Below are 16,978 nucleotides of genomic sequence, written 5' to 3'. Positions count from 1 at the left end.
CGTGATGACCCGTTCCGCGCGTCGGACCCGCCGGACCATGCAGGTGGCCGGTGCGGGAGCCGCCGCGCTGCTGGCCCTGAGCGCCTGCTCCTCCAGCGACGACTCGTCCTCCTCGAAGTCCGACTCCTCGGCCTCCGCGTCCCCGAAGATGTCCGGCACCGTCACCGTGTTCGCCGCCGCCTCGCTCCAGGAGTCGTTCACGACCCTGGGCAAGGAGTTCGAGAAGGCGCACCCGGGCACCAAGGTCACCTTCAACTTCGGCGGCAGCGACTCCCTCGCGGCCGGCATCACGGGCGGCGCCCCGGCCGATGTGTTCGCCGCCGCGAGCCCCAAGACCATGGCGATCGTGACGGACAAGGGCGACGGCGTCGGCACGCCGGCCACGTTCGTCCGCAACCAGCTGGAGATCGCCACCCTGCCGGGCAACCCCGACAAGGTGACCTCTCTGAAGGACCTCACGAAGTCCTCGCTGAAGGTCGTGCTCTGCGACAAGACGGTGCCGTGCGGCGCGGCGGCCCAAAAGGCGCTCACCGCAAGCAAGTTGAAGCTCACCCCGGTGTCGTACGAGGCGGACGTCAAGTCCGCGCTCAACAAGGTGGTGCTGAAGGAGGCCGACGCCGCGGTCGTCTACAAGACCGATGTGCACGCGGCCGGCAGCAAGGTGGAGGGCGTGGAGTTCCCCGAGTCCGCCGACGCCGTCAACGACTACCCGATCGTCCTCCTGAAGAACGCGCCGAACACGGTCGCCGCCAAGGCGTTCATCGCGCTGGTGCGGTCCGCCGAGGGCCAGAAGGTGCTGTCCGCCGCGGGCTTCCTCAAGCCGTGACCCTGACCGACACCTCCGACGCCGCGGCCGAGACCCTCAAGGGCGGCCCGCGGCGTCGCCGCGTCCGGATGACGGGGCGGGGAGTGCCGCTCCCCCTCCTGCTGCCCGCGCTCGTGGGGCTGGCGTTCCTTCTCCTCCCGCTGATCGCCCTTCTGGTACGGGCCCCTTGGCGCTCCCTCCCGTCCCAGCTGACCAGCACCGAGGTCTGGCAGGCGCTCCAGCTGTCCCTGTTCAGCGCGACGGCGGCGACGGCCGTGAGCCTGGTCCTGGGCGTCCCGCTGGCCTGGGTCCTGGCCCGCGCGGAGTTCCCCGGCCGAGGCCTCCTCCGCGCCCTGGTGACCCTCCCGCTGGTCCTGCCCCCGGTGGTGGGAGGCGTGGCGCTCCTGTTGGCCCTCGGCCGCAACGGCGTCGTGGGCCAGTGGCTGGACTCCTGGTTCGGCATCACCCTGCCCTTCACCACGGCCGGCGTCGTGGTCGCGGAGACGTTCGTGGCGATGCCGTTCCTGGTCATCAGCGTCGAGGGCACCCTGCGCGCCGCCGACCCCCGCTACGAGGAGGCCGCCCAGACCCTCGGCGCCTCCCGCTTCACCGCGTTCCGCCGGGTCACGCTCCCCCTGATCGCCCCGGGCATCGCGGCGGGCGCGGTCCTCGCCTGGGCCCGCGCCCTGGGCGAGTTCGGCGCGACGATCACCTTCGCCGGCAACTTCCCCGGCCGCACCCAGACCATGCCCCTGGCGGTCTACCTGGCCCTCCAGAACGACCCCGAGGCGGCCGTCGCCCTGAGCCTGGTCCTGCTGGCCGTCTCGATCGCGGTCCTGGCGGCCCTGCGGGACCGCTGGATGACCACGTCATGACCAACTCCCCCGCGACCGCCCGCACATCGGCCCCCTGGACGTGCCCGTCATGACCGACCCCGAGCCCTACGACCCCGAACTCCCCGGCGCCCAGGGCCTGGACGCCCACCTCGTCGTGGACCGCGGCACGTTCCGCCTGGACGTGGAGCTGACGGCCGCCCCCGGAGACGTCGTGGCCCTGCTCGGCCCGAACGGCGCGGGCAAGACCACGGCGCTCCGCGCACTCGCGGGCCTGACCCGCCTGACGGACGGTCATCTGCGGCTGGACGGAACGGAGTTGGACCGCACGCCACCGGAGTCCCGCCCGGTGGGAGTCGTCTTCCAGGACTACCTGCTCTTCCCCCACCTCAGCGCACTGGACAACGTCGGCTTCGGCCCCCGCTGCCAGGGCGCGACCAAGGCGGAGTCCCGCGCGGTGGCCGCGGAGTGGCTGGACAGGATGGGCCTCGCCGAGCACGCGGCCGCCAAGCCCCGCCGGCTCTCCGGCGGCCAGGCCCAACGCGTGGCCGTGGCAAGGGCGTTGGCGACCCGCCCGCGCCTGCTCCTCCTGGACGAGCCCCTCGCCGCCCTGGACGCCCGCACCCGGCTGGACGTACGGGCCCAACTCCGCCGCCACCTGGCCGAGTTCGAGGCGGTAGCCGTCCTGGTCACCCACAACCCCCTGGACGCCATGGTGCTGGCCGACCGCCTGGTGGTGATCGAACAGGGCACGATCGTCCAGGAGGGCAACCCCGCCGACATCGCCCGCCACCCGCGCACGGACTACATCGCCCAACTGGTGGGCCTCAACCTCTACAAGGGCCAGGCGGACGGTCACATCGTGACGCTGGAGGAGGGCCCCACGATCACCACGACCGAGGACCTCCAGGGCGAGGCTTTCGTGGCCTTCCCGCCCAGCGGAGTCACCCTCTTCCGCACCCGCCCCACCGACATCAGCGCCCGCAACCTCTGGCACTGCGAGGTAGCGGGCCTGGAATCCCACGGCGACCAGATCCGCGCCGACCTGACCGGCGAACTCCCCCTGACCGCCGACCTGACGACGGTCGCGGCGGCCGAACTGGACCTGCATCAGGGGGCGTCGGTCTGGGCGACGGTGAAGGCAACCCAGACCCACGCGTATCCGGCCTGAACCATGGCGCGTCATAAGGCGCGCGGGCTGCATCGATCCGCGGCTCCGCCGCAGGGCGCGACCAGCCTCGACACAGCCGCGCCCGACGTACGGCCTACCGGCGGAGCGCTCAGTCCTCGTACGCGTCCAACGGCGGGCACGAGCACACCAGGTTCCGGTCACCGAAAGCCTGGTCGATCCGACGCACCGGCGGCCAGTACTTGTCGGCGACGGAAACCCCCGCCGGGAACACCGCCTCCTCGCGCGTGTACGCGTGCTCCCACTCCCCACCGAGCGCGGCCGCGGTGTGCGGAGCGTTCCGCAGCGGGTTGTCCTCGCCCGGCCACTCCCCCGCCCCGACCTTCTCGATCTCCCCACGAATGGCGATCATCGCCTCGCAGAACCGATCCAGCTCGATCAGGTCCTCGGACTCGGTCGGCTCGATCATCAACGTCCCGGCCACCGGGAACGACATGGTCGGCGCGTGGAACCCGTAGTCGATGAGCCGCTTGGCGATGTCGTCGACACTGACGCCGGTCGCCTTGCTGATCGGCCGCAGATCGATGATGCACTCGTGCGCGACGAGCCCGCCGGGCCCGGTGTAGAGCACCGGGTAGTGCGGCTCAAGCCGCTTGGCGATGTAGTTGGCGCTGAGCACCGCCACCTGCGTGGCCCGCTTCAGCCCCTCCCCGCCCATGAGCCGGACGTAGGCCCAGGAGATCGGCAGAATCCCGGCGGAGCCCCAGGGAGCCGCCGAGATCGGACCCACTCCCGTCTCCGGCCCGGCCGCGGGCTGCAAGGGATGGTTCGGCAGATACGGCGCCAGATGCGCCCGCACACCCACCGGCCCGACCCCGGGGCCGCCGCCGCCGTGCGGAATACAGAAGGTCTTGTGCAGATTCAGATGCGAGACGTCCCCACCGAAGTGCCCCGGCTTGGCAAGCCCCACAAGGGCGTTGAGGTTGGCGCCGTCGACGTAGACCTGCCCGCCGGCCTCATGGACCTGCGCGCAGATGTCGGCAACGTGCTCCTCGAACACCCCGTGCGTGGACGGGTACGTGATCATCAGCACGGAGAGCTCGTCGCGGTACTGCTCGATCTTCGCCCGCAGATCCTCGACGTCGATCTCACCGTCCTCCGCGGTCTTCACGACGACGACCTTCATCCCGGCCATCACGGCACTCGCGGCATTGGTGCCGTGCGCGGACGACGGGATGAGGCAGACAGTGCGCTGCTCGTCACCGTTGGCCCGGTGATACCCGCGAACGGCGAGCAGCCCGGCCAACTCGCCCTGGGAACCGGCATTCGGCTGCAAGGACACCTTGTCGTACCCGGTGACCTCGGCGAGCCGCTCCTCCAGCTCCCGGATGAGCGTGAGGTATCCCTGCGCCTGCTCGGCGGGCGCGAAGGGGTGCAGCTGCCCGAACTCGGGCCAGGTCACCGGCTCCATCTCGGTGGTCGCGTTGAGCTTCATCGTGCAGGAGCCCAGCGGGATCATGCCCCGGTCGAGCGCGTAGTCCCGGTCGGCGAGCCGCCGCAGATACCGCAGCATCGCGGTCTCGGAACGGTGGTCCCGGAACACGGGGTGCGTGAGGTACGCGTCGGTCCGCAGCAGCCCCTCCGGCAGCGTGTCCTCGGCGGACCCGTCCAGCGTCTCGACGTCCCCGTCGACCCCGAACGCGGTCCATACGGCGGCCAGTTGGTCGCGCGTGGTGGTCTCGTCACAGGCGATGGACACCTGGTCGGCGTCCACGAGACGCAGATTGACCCCGTCCTCGCGAGCGGCGGCGACGACCTCGGCGGCCCGGCCCGGAACCCGCGCGGTCAGCGTGTCGAAGTAGCCACCGTGCACGACCTCGACACCGCCCGCGGTGAGACCGGCGGCCAGGATCGTGGCGTAGCGATGCGTCCGCCGCGCGATGCCCCTCAGCCCCTCGGGCCCGTGGTAGACGGCGTACATCCCGGCCATGACGGCGAGAAGCACCTGAGCGGTGCAGATGTTGCTGGTGGCCTTCTCACGGCGGATGTGCTGCTCGCGGGTCTGGAGCGCGAGGCGGTAGGCCTTGTGTCCGTCGGCGTCGACGGAGACGCCGACGAGCCGGCCGGGCAGGCTGCGCGCGAACTTCTCGTGCACGGCCATGTATCCGGCGTGCGGCCCGCCGAAGCCCATCGGCACCCCGAACCGCTGCGTCGTACCGACCGCGATGTCCGCCCCCAGCTCACCCGGCGACTTCAGCAGCGTCAGCGCGAGCAGATCGGCGGCGACGGTGACGAGCGCCCCGAGTGCGTGCGCCTGCTCGATCAGCGGCTTGATGTCGCGTACGGCTCCGGAGGCGCCCGGGTACTGCACGAGCACGCCGTTGATCTCGCGCTCGGCGATCTCGGCCGGGATGCCCTCGCTGAGGTCGGCGACGACGACCTCGACACCGGCCGGCTCGGCCCGGGTCTCGATCACGGCGATGGTCTGCGGCAGCGCGTCCGCGTCGACCAGGAAGAGGCCCTTCTTGTTCTTGCCCATGCGCCGCGACAGGGCGACGGCCTCGGCGGCGGCGGTGCCCTCGTCGAGCAGGGAGGCACCGGAGGTCGGCAGCCCGGTCAGGTCGGCGACCATCGTCTGGAAGTTCAGGAGCGCCTCGAGCCGCCCTTGGGAGATCTCCGGCTGATACGGCGTGTACGCGGTGTACCAGGCCGGGTTCTCCATCACGTTGCGCAGGATCACCGGCGGGGTGAAGGTCCCGTAGTACCCGAGCCCGATCATGGACCCGAGGACCTCGTTGCGGTCCGCGAGGGAGCGCAGCTCGGCCAGCACCTCGGCCTCGGTGCGGGCGCCCGGCAGGTCGAGGGAGTCGGCGTTCTTGATCACGTCCGGGACCGCGGCGGCGGTGAGCTCGTCGAGCGAGCCGTAGCCGACCTGCGCGAGCATCTTGGCCCGCGCCTCCTGGTCGGGCCCGATGTGACGCTGCTCGAACGGAATGCCCTGTTCGAGCTCGGAGAGCGGAATGCGAGGGACGGTCATTACGGAGGCCTCCTGGTCAGACACGACCTTCGAGGGACACCACGGCGGTGGGGTGCCCGGACGGCCTCCCCCTCTGTCATCTCAACCTGAGAGCTTCACCGGGCATCCCGAAGGTGCCCGGCTTTCACCGTCGGTGAGAGCGGGAGCCGTCGTCGGCACCCGCCCTGCTTTCCAGAGTGACCTCGTCCGTGCGGTACGTGAGCCTGAGAGATTCCGGGGAGGAGTTGCTCCTTCGGCGCCTCCGATGAAGTCTGGAGGACTCTCCCGCACGGGGTCAGCAGCCGCTGGCCAGCCTACCAGCGAGCACTAGAGCCCGGCTTTCGAGTGGCCACCGGCCTGAATGTGCTCTTTTGTAGTGTCTACGAATGAGTTGCGACCAGGAGGAGGGCCCGTGCAGACCGATATCGATCCGCGCAACCTGATCGGCCGCAAGGCGTTCGACCGCACCGGCGCCAAGATCGGCACGATCGACGAGGTCTACCTCGACGACGCGACCGGCGCACCGGAGTGGGCGGCCATACGCACGGGCTTGTTCTCCAGGGACGCCTTCGTCCCGCTGGAGCCCAGCGAACTGATCGAGGGCTCGCTCCACATCCCCTTCGACCGCTCCCTGATCAAGGACGCCCCCGACTTCGGCGTCGGCCGCCACCTCTCCCCCGACCAGGAACTCCAGCTCTACCACCACTACGGCCTCGACGTGGCCCCGCCTCCGTCCCTCCCGGACCACGACTTCGGCAAGCTGGCGGGCTCGGACGACAGCTGAGGCAGCCCGGCGGACGGGTCGTCGCCGGGTCTTCGGCTTCCCGGGGTCGCCGACGCGGCGGGCGGGGCATGAGCGTCCGGTGCCGTCGAGTGCGTCGGACCGTCCGGCGCGATGCCGGTGGGCCGCGCGTCCGTGCTGCCGGGTCCGGAGAGCGGCTCGGCCTCGGTGATGCCAGGGCTGGGCTCCACCGAGGGTGGCGACTCGGCCGACCGCTCCCCGCCTCCGCGCGCCGCCGACGGATACGGCATCGACACGGCCCCGGCCGCCACCCCCTCCCCTTCCCGCGTCACCAACGGCAACGGTTCAGCCGGCTCCAGCTCCGGATCATCCGTCCGGAACGTCCGCACCCTCCCCGGCCCCTGATCCTCCGGCGTCTCAAACCGCACGGTGACCCGCCCCAGCCCGCTCCCCTGCACCCACCCGTGCCCGAACCCGGCGTGGCGCACATCGTGCCCCGCGGGCCAGCGCCGCTCCACGGGGGCCGCCGGCTCCTCGCCCGGCGCCTCCGTGTGCTCCTCCTCCAGGGGATCGACCTGCTCCCCGGCCGCCTGCGCGAACAGGTCCTCCTGCGTGTAGTCGGCCAGCCCGGAGACACCCACCCCGAGCAGCCGCACCCCGCCCGTGGTGTCCACGGAGTCCAGCAGCCGGGCCGCCGCCTCCCGCACCACCCCCGGGTCGTCGGTGGGCCCGCGCAGCGTCTCGGACCGGGTCAGCGTCGAGAAGTCGTACCGCCGCACCTTCAGCACGATGGTCCGCCCCGACAGGCCGGCCGCCCGCAGCCGCCGTACGCACCGGTCGGCGAGCCGCTGCACCTCAAGGCCGACCCTGGTCCGGTCGTGGATATCCACGTCGTACGTGTCCTCGACCGACACGGACTTGGTCTCCCGCTCGGCCACCACGGGCCGCTCGTCGTGCGCGAGCGCCATCGCGTACAGCCCGTGCCCGTGCGCCTTGCCCACCAGCCGTACGAGCTCGTCCTCGCCCGCCTCGGCGATCTCGTCGACCGTGGTGATCCCGGCTCGCCGCAGATGATCACCGGTCGCAGGCCCGACCCCCGGCAGCGTGCGCACCGACAGCGGTCCCAGCAACGCCCGCTCGGTCCCCGGCTCGATCATCACCAGCCCGTCGGGCTTGGCGCGCTCGGAGGCGATCTTCGCGATCATCTTGGAGGCGGCGAGTCCCACCGACCCGGTGAGCCCCGTGACCGCCCGTATGTCCGCCCGCAGCCGCTCCCCCGTCAGCCGCGCGGACTCGGCGTCCCAGGCCGCTCCCCCGGCCTCCAGGTCCACGAACGCCTCGTCCAGGCTCAGCGGCTCCACCAAGGGCGACAGCGCCCGCAGCAGCCCCATCACCTGCTCGCTGATCGACCGGTAGAACCCGAAGCGCGGCACGAGATACGCGGCGTTCGGCGCGAGCCGCCGCGCCTGGGCCATGGGCATAGCCGAATGCACCCCGAAGACCCGCGCCTCGTACGACGCGGTGGCCACCACCCCGCGCGGCCCGAGCCCGCCCACCACGACGGCCTTCCCGCGCAGGCTCGGCTTGGACGCCTGCTCCGCCGAGGCGAAGAAGGCATCCATGTCGAGATGCAGGATCGTGGGCGCGGTTCTCACATCTCCGATGCTGCCCTACGCCACTGACAATGCCCCGCCACGGCTCCCGCCGGCCCTCAGACGGCCCGGTTGCGCCGCCTGGCCAGCTCGTCCGCGGGGTTGGACCCGACGAGTGTCTCGCCGGTGTCGACGCGCTCCCCGTGCAGCTGCGACAGGGCGCTCTCGACGTCCCGCCACACGACCCCCACGGCGATGCCGAAGACGCCCTGGCCGCCCTGGAGCAGCGCGTGGACCTCGTCCGGCGAGGTGCACTCGTAGACCGTGGCGCCGTCGCTCATGAGCGTCATGCGCTCCAGATCGCGAAAGCCGCACTCCCTGAGGTGCAGGACGGCGCTGCGGATGTTCTGCAGCGACACCCCCGTGTCCAGGAACCGCTTGACGATCTTCAGGACGACGACGTCCCGGAAGCTGTAGAGCCGCTGCGTCCCCGACCCGTGTGCGGGCCGCACGCTGGGCTCGACAAGCCCGGTGCGCGCCCAGTAGTCCAGTTGCCGATAGGTGATGCTGGCCGCCGCACAGGCCGTAGGGCCCCGGTAGCCGATCTCCTCGGACGCCATGGACGTCGCCCCTCCGCTGCTCGGCACTGCCGCCGGCCGCTGCGGAATGCGATCGGCCGTACTGCCGTGAAGCGGGTACGGGCCTCTGTCCCCGAAACTGCGTTCCGGGGCACCCCCAGCCGTACCGTCGCCGCTGCTTCTCACGCCGACCTCCGTCCTTGACCTGCCTTCTCGACGGTAGGCAGTCACCAGGGGTGCGTCAACGATCGCCACACTCGGCACGCCGAGTGATAATCACCCAAGGAGTGGTTTCCCGTGTCCCACCGCGGGGAAAGGCTAGCCGAATGCGCTCGCGCAGGGCCGCAGGACGCACTCACACGCCGGTGGCAAATGCCAGCATTTTCCCGCCGGCCTCGCCCTCACTGGCTGTTGGTGCCGAAGTCCTCGGGCGAGATCTGGTCGAGGAACTCGCGGAACTTCTCCACCTCGTCCTCCTGCTCGTCCGGGATCGCGATGCCCGCGTCGTCGAGCACACCGTCACTGCCGTAGATCGGCGTCCCGGTGCGCAGGGCAAGCGCTATGGCGTCGGACGGGCGGGCGCTCACCTCGACGCCGCTGGCGAAGACCAGCTCCGCGTAGAAGACGCCCTCCCGCAGATCCGTGATGCGTACTTCGGTCAGCTCCTGGCCGACGGCCTCCAGCACGTCCTTGAACAGGTCGTGGGTCAGCGGCCTTGCGGGGGCCATGCCCTGCTGCGCGAAGGCGATCGCCGTCGCCTCCCCGGGCCCGATCCAGATGGGGAGGTAGCGGTCGCCTCCCACTTCACGCAGGAGCACGATCGGTTGGTTGGAGGGCATTTCGACCCGGACACCTACGACATCGAGCTCGTTCACACAGCAACCCTAGGCCGTGCCCGGGACGTTTGGGTAGTCGGGCCGAGAACGGGTGACCGATCAGGCAGCCGCAAAGCCGCCCGTCTCAGGGCAGACGCACGCCCAGCGCGGTCTGCACCAGGGCCGCGTGCAGCTTCACCGTGAGCCCGGCCAGCTCCTTCGTACGGGCCTCCGCATGGGCCCTGGTCTGCGGATTGCGGTGGCGCTTGAGCGGGGCCACCACCTGGTCGACGAGGCCGGCCTCACGGTCGGCGGCGGCCTTCATCGCGCGCAGATGCCTCGGCTCGATCCCGAACCGCCCGAGTTCGAGGACAAGTCCGGCCACGGTGACGGCCTCCGCGTCGTACACCCCGTCCGGCAGCGGGGCGATGAGTCCGTACGACTCCCACTCCTGGAGCTCCTGCTCGCCGATCCCGGCGGCGGCCATCAGCTCGGCCCGGCCGATCCGGGCCGCGGTGGGCCCCTCGACGGGCTCCAGGGCGGCTTCGCCGTCCCGCTGACGCCCCACGGTGGGCAGCGGAGCCGCCTCACCGCGCGCCATGGCGTCGAGGTGCTCACGGATCACCTTGAGCGGCAGATAGTGGTCCCGCTGCATCCTCAGGACATGGCCCAGGCGCTCGACGTCGGCGGGGCTGAACTTGCGGTACCCGGAGGGAGTCCGCTGCGGCTCGATGAGGCCCTCCGACTCCAGGAACCGGATCTTGGAGATGGTGACTTCGGGGAACTCGTCGCGCAGCACGGTCAGCACCGTGCCGATGCTCATCAGGCCAGTGTCCGCGGCGGCGGTACCGTGTCCGGCACCGCCGCTCGGTGTTTGAAGCATGGACCTTCCTGGGGGAATCCCCCGGACCCAGTCCGAGGGAGGGTCAGTAACCCCGCTGGCTCGCGTAGAACACCAGCCGGTACTTGCCGATCTGCACCTCGTCACCGTTCGCCAGCGAGACCGAGTCGATGCGCTCGCGGTTCACATACGTGCCGTTGAGGCTGCCGACGTCGGCGACCGTGAACGAACCGTCAGGAGAGCGCCGGAACTCCACATGCCGGCGCGAGACCGTCACGTCGTCCAGGAAGATGTCGCTCTGCGGATGACGGCCGGCCGTGGTCAGCTCGCCGTCCAGCAGGAAGCGGCTGCCCGAGTTCGGCCCGCGACGGACCACCAGCAGCGCCGAGCCCAACGGCAGGGCGTCGACGGCGGCCTGCGCCTCCGGGGAGAGCGTGGGCATCTGCGTCTGCCCGGTCACTTCGGCGTCGTAGGCCTCAAGACCGGAGATGGAGATCGTGGAGGTCGTCTCGGACGGACGCTCCGGGGTCGCGCCGGGCCGCAGCGGCGCACCACAGTTGGAACAGAAGCGGCTGTTCTCCGCGTTGCGGTTACCGCACCTCGTACACACCAGGGCCGACATAGGGGAAAACCCTCCACCCGTACTTGAGGTTGACGGTTGCCCGAAACCTATGTCGCCGGACTGCGCAGGGTCAACCGACGACGCGCCCTGGCCCGCGACCTGGTCACGGAACAGCGGGCGCTGGCCTTCTGCGTCCGGTTGGGCGCGGTGGCGAGCGGTCTGATTGTCGCTGCCCTCTTTCGCACTCTTGCCGAACAACTTCGCAAACAACTTCACGGGCGATTCCCCTTGACCGAAACAGACCCGCCCGTGGGGCAGGACGAACCCTGATTGAACACACCGGTTGACCCGGACATCCTCACAACGTCCGTATCCACCTGACAGTTTCCACCACGCACCACCCAATCGGTGCGTCGACCCCCCGCAACCTCATGCCCTCGCCGGACGGTCCCCATGCACCCCCGGTTCACTGGGAGGACGACCGAGCGTAGTCAGGCTGCTTCGCGGCCCGCAAGGCATCCACGACGATCTTGGCCGACCGCCCGACGGTAACGGTGGCCTGCTCCTTCTCGAGAGTCTGCACCACGCCTCCAGGGATGTTGAGCGCCGGTTCGAGGTCCTGCGGCTTGCCGATGACCTTGAAACGATACGGAGCGTTGATCTTGTTCCCGTCGACGCTCACGCTCTTGCCGGAGTCCGACAGATACGTGTTGGCCACGACCCGCACACCGTTCACCTGGATCGCCTCCGCGCCGGCCGCGCGCAGCTCCTGGACCGCGTCGAGCAGCATGTCCGCCTGGACCGTTCCCTTCGTGTCGTCGATGGTCATCGTGATGCCGGGTCCCTGCGCGGCCACGGTGCCCGCCAGAATGCCGAGTTGTTTCTCCTTCTCGGCCGTCTGCTTGCGGGCCTCCTCGGCCTGGTCGGAGCTGTTCTCCAGCTCGTCGCGCTGTTTCTGCAGACCCTGCTTCTCGTCCTCAAGACGCTGAGTACGGTCATCCAGTTCATCGAGAATGCGAACAAGATCTTCCTGCCGTGCTCCGCGGAGCGCGCTGTCGCTGTTGCTGTTGGACGCGACCTGCACGGCCAGCCCGAAACCGAGGCCGAACAGCAGCACGGCGACGATGAGTTGGGCCCGGCTCACGCGCGGCGGCCACAGCCCCTGCACGAGCCGCTGCCGACCGGTCACCCCGGACGTGGCCCGCTCCCCCGGAACCGGCGCCTCCGATGGAGCGGACGCCGCCACCTCCTCGGGCAGTTCCCTGCGCAGCCGGTGTTCGGGCCGCTCGTCTTCGTGGCTCATCGGCGTCACGCCCGGAAGACGTGCCGGCGGATGGCCGCGGCGTTGGAGAAGATCCGGATGCCGAGCACGACCACGACACCCGTCGACAGCTGGGCGCCGACGCCCAGCTTGTCGCCCAGGAACACGATCAGGGCGGCCACGACCACGTTCGACAGGAACGACACCACGAAGACCTTGTCGTCGAAGATCCCGTCGAGCATGGCCCGCAGCCCACCGAAGACGGCGTCCAGCGCCGCGACCACGGCGATGGGCAGATAGGGCTCCACCACCACCGGCACCTCAGGCCGGACCAGGATTCCGGCCACCACTCCCACGATGAGGCCCAGTACGGCGATCACGATGTGCCCTTCTCAGTTCTCGGCTGTGCTGTACGTACGATCACACTCGGCGCGGCGGGCAGCCGGAGATCGCTCTCCACGGCGATGGTCGCCCTGATGCCGTAGGTGTCCTCCAGGGCGTGCAGATACAGCCCGTCGGCACCGTTCTGGAATCTGCTGCTCAGCCGTTGGCCGTCCCCCACCGCGAGCACTGTGTAGGGCGGCACCAGCGGCTTGTTGTCGACCAGTATCGCGTTGCCCGCGGCCCTGATCGCGGAGAGCGCCGTCAGCCGCTGTCCGTTGATGGAGACGGCCTCGGCACCCGCGGCCCACAGTCCGTTCACGACGCGCTGCATGTCACGGTCGCGCACCCGGCCGGTGTCGGAGAAGTCCGCGGTCTCACGCGGGTTGTCGCCGCCGCCGCTGCTGGCTTCCTTCGCGTCGTTGACGACGAGCCGCACACCGGGGCCGTGTACCGCGGTGGCGCCGGAGAGCATGCTCACCAGGTCGGCCTGCCCGCTGCCGCCGCTCGTCTTCAGGGCCGCCCGCTGCCGCGCGCTCACATCGTCCCGGAGCGTGTCGACGGAGCCCTCCAGCTTGTCCGCCGACTTGGTCTCCTTGTCGATACGGTCGATCAGCTCCTGGCGCTCCTTGGCCACCACGGGGGCGGCCACCCGCGCCTGTGCCGCACCTACGGTCACGACAAGCGCCGCCAACACCAGGCCGGCGGCGAGACCGAGCTTCGCCCGGAGGGTCTTCGGCATGCCACTCGCGCCCGCGGCCTTCTTCCGGGCGGCGGCCTCGGCGTAACCGTCGTCGAGGCTGTGGTCCATGACGTTGGTGAGCAGCGACATGGACGCGTCCGGCCGCGAAGGGCGCGTGGGTGTGCTCCGAACGGGGGGCTGCTGCGGCATGCCGCACATCGTCGCACGTGGTGGCCTGTACCTCCGAATGGCCCCACCGGCGTGCCGGACAGGCCCCCTTGGGGACACATGTCCGGCACGCGCGCGTGCTCCGTGTTTTACCGTCCGGCGCTGTCCACGACCGCCGACCACTCGTCCAACAGGGCCTGCGCGGAGGCGTCGTCGGGCCCTTCGGCCCACAAATGCGTGACCGCCTCGGCGGGGTCGGGCAGCACCATCACCCAGCGCCCGTCGGTCTCGACGACCCGCACACCGTCCGTCGTGTCGACAAAGCGATCGCCGGCCGCCTCGACGACCCGCCGCATCACAAGTCCCTTGACGGCCCAGGGAGTCGCCAGGTCCCGCTTGAGGACATGCGCCCGCGGAATCCGGGCGTCGATCTGGCTCAGCGTCAACTGCGTCCGCGCCACGAGCCCGATGAGCCGTACGAAGGCCGCCGCGCCGTCGAAGACACTGCTGAACTCCGGGATGATGAACCCGGCCTTGCCGTCCCCGCCGAAGATGGTCGTCTCGTCCCGCCCGACCCTGGTCAGGTCGTCCGGCGAGGTCGTCGTCCACTCGACCTGGGTCCCGTGATACGCCGCCACCTGCTCGGCGATCCTCGTGGTGGTCACCGGAAGCGCCACCCGCCCGCTGCGCCGCTCCGCGGCCACCAGGTCGAGCATCACGAGCAGGGCCCGGTCGTCCTCGACGATCCGCCCCTTCTCGTCGACGAGCGACAGCCGCTCACCGACAGGGTCGAACCGCACTCCGAACGCGGCCCGCGCGGAGGCCACGATCTCGCCGAGCCGCACCAGCCCCGACCGCCGTGTGTCCGCGGTCTCCGTCGGCCTGGACTCGTCGAGACCGGGGTTGATCGTCAGCGAGTCCACACCGAGCTTGCCCAGCAGGCTGGGCAGCACGAGCCCGGCACTGCCGTTCGACGCGTCCACCACGACCTTCAGGCCGGATTCGGCGATCCCGGTCGTGTCGACGTTCCGCAGCAGAGACCCGGTGTACGAGTCGAAGACGCTGGCCGGGAAGTGCAGGTCCCCGATCTCACCGGGGAACGCACGCCGGTACTCCTGCCGGGCGAACACCCGGTCCAGCTTGCGCTGGCTCCCCTGCGAGAGGTCGGCGCCCTCACTGTCGAAGAACATGATGTCGACTGAGTCCGGCACACCGGGTGTGGTCCGGATCATGATCCCGCCGGCACTGCCCCGCGCGGTCTGTTGCCGCGCCACGGGCAGCGGCACGTTCTCCAGGTCCCGTACGTCGATGGCGCTCGTCTGGAGAGCGGAGATCACCGCACGCTTGAGCGCTCGGGCGCCTCGGGAGTGGTCGCGGGCCGTGGTGACCGTGGACCCCTTCTTGAGCGTCGTGGCGTAGGCACCGGCGAGGCGGACGGCCAGTTCCGGTGTGATCTCAACATTCAGGATTCCGGAGACACCGCGCGCGCCGAAGAGATGCGCCTGCCCTCTGGACTCCCAGATCACGGACGTGTTGACGAAGGCGCCGGCTTCGATCGTCTTGAACGGGTAGACCCGCACATTGCCCTGCACGATCGATTCTTCACCGATCAAGCACTCGTCACCGATGACGGCGCCGTCCTCGATCCGCGCGGCACGCATGATGTCGGTGTTCTTTCCGACGACGCAGCCCCGCAGATTGCTGTGCTGGCCGACGTACACGTTGTCGTGCACGACGGCCCGGTGCAGAAAGGCCCCGGACTTCACGACGACGTTGGAGCCGATGACCGTGTGCTCGCGGATTTCGGCACCGGCCTCGACCTTGGCGTAGTCACCGATGTACAGCGGCCCGCGGAGAACCGCGTCCGGGTGCACCTCGGCACCCTCGGCCACCCACACGCCGGGCGACAGCTCGAAGCCGTCGATCTCGACGTCGACCTTGCCCTCCAGGACATCGGCCTGCGCCTTCACATAGCTCTCGTGAGTGCCGACGTCCTCCCAGTAGCCCTCGGCGATAAAGCCGTAGACCGGCTTGCCTTCCTTCATCAGCTGGGGGAAGACATCGCCGGACCAGTCGACGGGAACATCGGCCTCGACGTAGTCGAAGACTTCGGGCTCCATCACGTAGATGCCCGTGTTCACGGTGTCAGAGAAGACCTGACCCCAGGTCGGCTTCTCGAGGAACCGCTCGACCTTTCCCTCTTCGTCGACGATGGTGATGCCGAATTCCAGCGGATTGGGCACACGGGTCAGACAGACAGTGACCAGGGCGCCTTTCTCCTTGTGGAAGTTGATCAGTTCGGTGAGGTCGAAGTCGGTCAGGGCATCACCGGAGATGACGAGGAAGGCATCGTCCTTCAACGCCTCTTCAGCGTTCTTGACGCTTCCGGCGGTACCGAGTGGCTTCTCCTCATTGGCATACGAGAGCTCCATCCCGAGCTCTTCGCCGTCGCCGAAGTAGTTCTTGACCAGCGAGGCCAGGAACTGCACGGTGACTACGGTCTCATTGAGCCCATGCCTTTTGAGCAGCCTGAGCACGTGCTCCATGATCGGTCGATTGACCACGGGCAACAGCGGCTTGGGCATGCTTGAGGTCATGGGGCGAAGGCGCGTGCCTTCGCCTCCGGCCATCACTACGGCCTTCATGTCGGAAGCGTCCTCCTCTGCGAGACGACGGTCTAGCCGACTTCACCAGTCCAGATTGTCCCGCACTTTTGCGCAACGGGCCATCGAGCGACTGTTACCGCCCCAATCGGCAAGGTCAGTCGGCCATGGCGTCCGCACGCAGTAGGCGGCGGACTTGTACCACGTACAGGACTCCTGCCCACCAATAGAGCGTTGTACCCCATCCTGCGAACGCCCATCCGAAAATCGCTGCGAGTGAGGGCAGCCATCCACTTCCGTCACTGAGCAGCAGCAACGGGAAGGCGTACATCAGGTTGAAGGTGGCGGCCTTGCCGAGGAAGTTCACCTGCAGCGGCGGATAGCCGTGCCGCCTGAGGACGGCCACCACCACCAGCAGGACCAGTTCACGCGCCAGCAGCACGGCGGTCAACCAGATTGGCAGAATCTCGCGCCAGGTGAGCCCGACGAGAGTCGAGAGAATGTAGAGCCGGTCCGCGGCGGGATCAAGAAGTCGGCCGAGGCTGCTGATCTGGTTCCAGCGTCGCGCGAGCTTGCCGTCCAGGTAGTCGCTGATCCCGCTCAGCATCAGCACCAGAAGCGCCCAGCCGTCGCTCTTGGGGCCGCCGAACTCGGGCCTGAGGATCAACCACAGGAAGATGGGTACGCCGACCAGGCGCGCCATGCTGAGGATGTTCGGGATGGTGAGCACCCGGTCTGTCTGGACGCGGGTCTCCTGGACCTCCACCCGGGGCCTCCTGTGGGAAAACGTGCCGATGATTCTCCCGAACCTTACCCCAACGCAAAAAAGCTCTGGCTCTTGGGCTGCATGCCCAAGAGCCAGAGCTCTAAAAGGAGTTCGGCGGCGTCCTACTCTCCCACAGGGTCCCCCCTGCAGTACCATCGGCGCTGTAAGGCTTAGCTTCCGGGTTCGGAATGTAACCGGGCGTTT

General features: G+C 69.5%; 15 protein-coding genes, 1 rRNA gene and 1 riboswitch. Of the genes, 4 read left to right on the top strand and 12 right to left on the bottom strand.

The window, feature by feature from the left end; genetic code table 11:
* Positions 1–4 precede the first annotated feature (4 nt).
* The 3 genes from modA to ACIRB1_RS37475 are packed head-to-tail and all read left to right on the top strand — an operon-like array spanning position 5 to position 2,809.
* Positions 5–826 carry a molybdate ABC transporter substrate-binding protein gene (gene modA, locus ACIRB1_RS37485; RefSeq protein ID WP_403468672.1) on the top strand — a complete coding sequence of 274 codons (822 nt, stop codon included), beginning with the start codon at positions 5–7 and terminating at the stop codon, positions 824–826.
* Entirely contained in the window at positions 823–1,680 is an 858-nt protein-coding gene (locus tag ACIRB1_RS37480) for an ABC transporter permease (RefSeq protein ID WP_403468671.1), read from the top strand. The genes modA and ACIRB1_RS37480 overlap by 4 nt, the downstream gene beginning before the upstream one ends.
* Before the next feature lie 49 nt (positions 1,681–1,729).
* Positions 1,730–2,809 (top strand): ABC transporter ATP-binding protein, encoded by a 1,080-nt coding sequence (locus tag ACIRB1_RS37475; protein ID WP_403468670.1) that lies wholly within the window; start codon positions 1,730–1,732, stop codon positions 2,807–2,809.
* Positions 2,810–2,918: 109 nt separating this feature from the next.
* Here ACIRB1_RS37475 and gcvP read toward each other — a convergent pair whose 3' ends face one another.
* Entirely contained in the window at positions 2,919–5,804 is a 2,886-nt protein-coding gene (gene gcvP / locus ACIRB1_RS37470; RefSeq protein ID WP_403468669.1) for an aminomethyl-transferring glycine dehydrogenase, read from the bottom strand.
* A gap of 181 nt (positions 5,805–5,985) precedes the next feature.
* Positions 5,986–6,081: riboswitch (glycine riboswitch) on the bottom strand.
* Between the two features lie 114 nt (positions 6,082–6,195).
* Between gcvP and ACIRB1_RS37465 the strand changes: the two genes are divergently transcribed.
* A complete protein-coding gene (locus tag ACIRB1_RS37465) occupies positions 6,196–6,567 on the top strand; it encodes a PRC-barrel domain-containing protein (protein ID WP_352179590.1) in 372 nt (123 codons plus the stop codon).
* Here the strand turns inward: ACIRB1_RS37465 and ACIRB1_RS37460 are convergent.
* The 11 genes from ACIRB1_RS37460 to rrf all read right to left on the bottom strand — a co-directional run.
* The gene (locus tag ACIRB1_RS37460) at positions 6,489–8,180 is read right to left on the bottom strand and encodes a DNA polymerase IV (protein WP_403468668.1); all 1,692 of its coding nucleotides are present in this window, start codon (positions 8,178–8,180) and stop codon (positions 6,489–6,491) included. The genes ACIRB1_RS37465 and ACIRB1_RS37460 overlap by 79 nt on opposite strands.
* Before the next feature lie 56 nt (positions 8,181–8,236).
* Positions 8,237–8,881: a MerR family transcriptional regulator gene (locus ACIRB1_RS37455; protein ID WP_403468667.1), complete on the bottom strand. Its 645-nt coding sequence runs from the start codon at positions 8,879–8,881 to the stop codon at positions 8,237–8,239.
* 215 nt (positions 8,882–9,096) lie between these two features.
* A complete protein-coding gene (locus ACIRB1_RS37450; RefSeq protein WP_006123076.1) occupies positions 9,097–9,570 on the bottom strand; it encodes a bifunctional nuclease family protein in 474 nt (157 codons plus the stop codon).
* 85 nt (positions 9,571–9,655) lie between these two features.
* The gene (locus ACIRB1_RS37445) at positions 9,656–10,393 is read right to left on the bottom strand and encodes a MerR family transcriptional regulator (RefSeq protein ID WP_352179592.1); all 738 of its coding nucleotides are present in this window, start codon (positions 10,391–10,393) and stop codon (positions 9,656–9,658) included.
* A 43-nt stretch (positions 10,394–10,436) separates the two neighbouring features.
* Complete coding sequence (locus ACIRB1_RS37440) at positions 10,437–11,318, bottom strand: FHA domain-containing protein (protein ID WP_329556005.1); 882 nt, start codon at positions 11,316–11,318, stop codon at positions 10,437–10,439.
* 61 nt (positions 11,319–11,379) lie between these two features.
* Positions 11,380–12,216 (bottom strand): DUF881 domain-containing protein, encoded by an 837-nt coding sequence (locus ACIRB1_RS37435; protein ID WP_403468666.1) that lies wholly within the window; start codon positions 12,214–12,216, stop codon positions 11,380–11,382.
* A 5-nt stretch (positions 12,217–12,221) separates the two neighbouring features.
* The gene (locus ACIRB1_RS37430; protein ID WP_019059351.1) at positions 12,222–12,554 is read right to left on the bottom strand and encodes a small basic family protein; all 333 of its coding nucleotides are present in this window, start codon (positions 12,552–12,554) and stop codon (positions 12,222–12,224) included.
* A complete protein-coding gene (locus ACIRB1_RS37425; RefSeq protein WP_403468665.1) occupies positions 12,551–13,387 on the bottom strand; it encodes a DUF881 domain-containing protein in 837 nt (278 codons plus the stop codon). The genes ACIRB1_RS37430 and ACIRB1_RS37425 overlap by 4 nt, the downstream gene beginning before the upstream one ends.
* A 167-nt stretch (positions 13,388–13,554) precedes the next feature.
* The gene (locus ACIRB1_RS37420; protein ID WP_352179593.1) at positions 13,555–16,050 is read right to left on the bottom strand and encodes a mannose-1-phosphate guanyltransferase; all 2,496 of its coding nucleotides are present in this window, start codon (positions 16,048–16,050) and stop codon (positions 13,555–13,557) included.
* A 115-nt stretch (positions 16,051–16,165) separates the two neighbouring features.
* Positions 16,166–16,774, bottom strand: coding sequence for a CDP-alcohol phosphatidyltransferase family protein (locus tag ACIRB1_RS37415; RefSeq protein WP_352179594.1), 609 nt, complete (start codon positions 16,772–16,774; stop codon positions 16,166–16,168).
* Between the two features lie 109 nt (positions 16,775–16,883).
* Positions 16,884–16,978: ribosomal RNA gene (gene rrf, locus ACIRB1_RS37410) — 5S ribosomal RNA — on the bottom strand; the annotation flags it as partial.

It is taken from the genome of Streptomyces sp. NPDC096013 (assembly GCF_044763565.1).
Taxonomy (GTDB): Bacteria; Actinomycetota; Actinomycetes; order Streptomycetales; family Streptomycetaceae; genus Streptomyces.
Note: the sequence above shows the minus strand (reverse complement) of the source record. Positions and strands in the feature narration are given on the sequence as shown.

Bases quoted from the DNA above. Each gene is read 5' to 3' on its own strand.
- ACIRB1_RS37445 (WP_352179592.1), bottom strand. From the start codon at position 10,393: ATGCTTCAAACACCGAGCGGCGGTGCCGGACACGGTACCGCCGCCGCG.
- gcvP (WP_403468669.1), bottom strand. From the start codon at position 5,804: ATGACCGTCCCTCGCATTCCGCTCTCCGAGCTCGAACAGGGCATTCCG.
- ACIRB1_RS37435 (WP_403468666.1), bottom strand. From the start codon at position 12,216: ATGAGCCACGAAGACGAGCGGCCCGAACACCGGCTGCGCAGGGAACTG.
- ACIRB1_RS37425 (WP_403468665.1), bottom strand. From the start codon at position 13,387: ATGTCGCTGCTCACCAACGTCATGGACCACAGCCTCGACGACGGTTAC.
- modA (WP_403468672.1), top strand. From the start codon at position 5: ATGACCCGTTCCGCGCGTCGGACCCGCCGGACCATGCAGGTGGCCGGT.
- ACIRB1_RS37420 (WP_352179593.1), bottom strand. From the start codon at position 16,050: ATGAAGGCCGTAGTGATGGCCGGAGGCGAAGGCACGCGCCTTCGCCCC.
- ACIRB1_RS37475 (WP_403468670.1), top strand. From the start codon at position 1,730: ATGACCGACCCCGAGCCCTACGACCCCGAACTCCCCGGCGCCCAGGGC.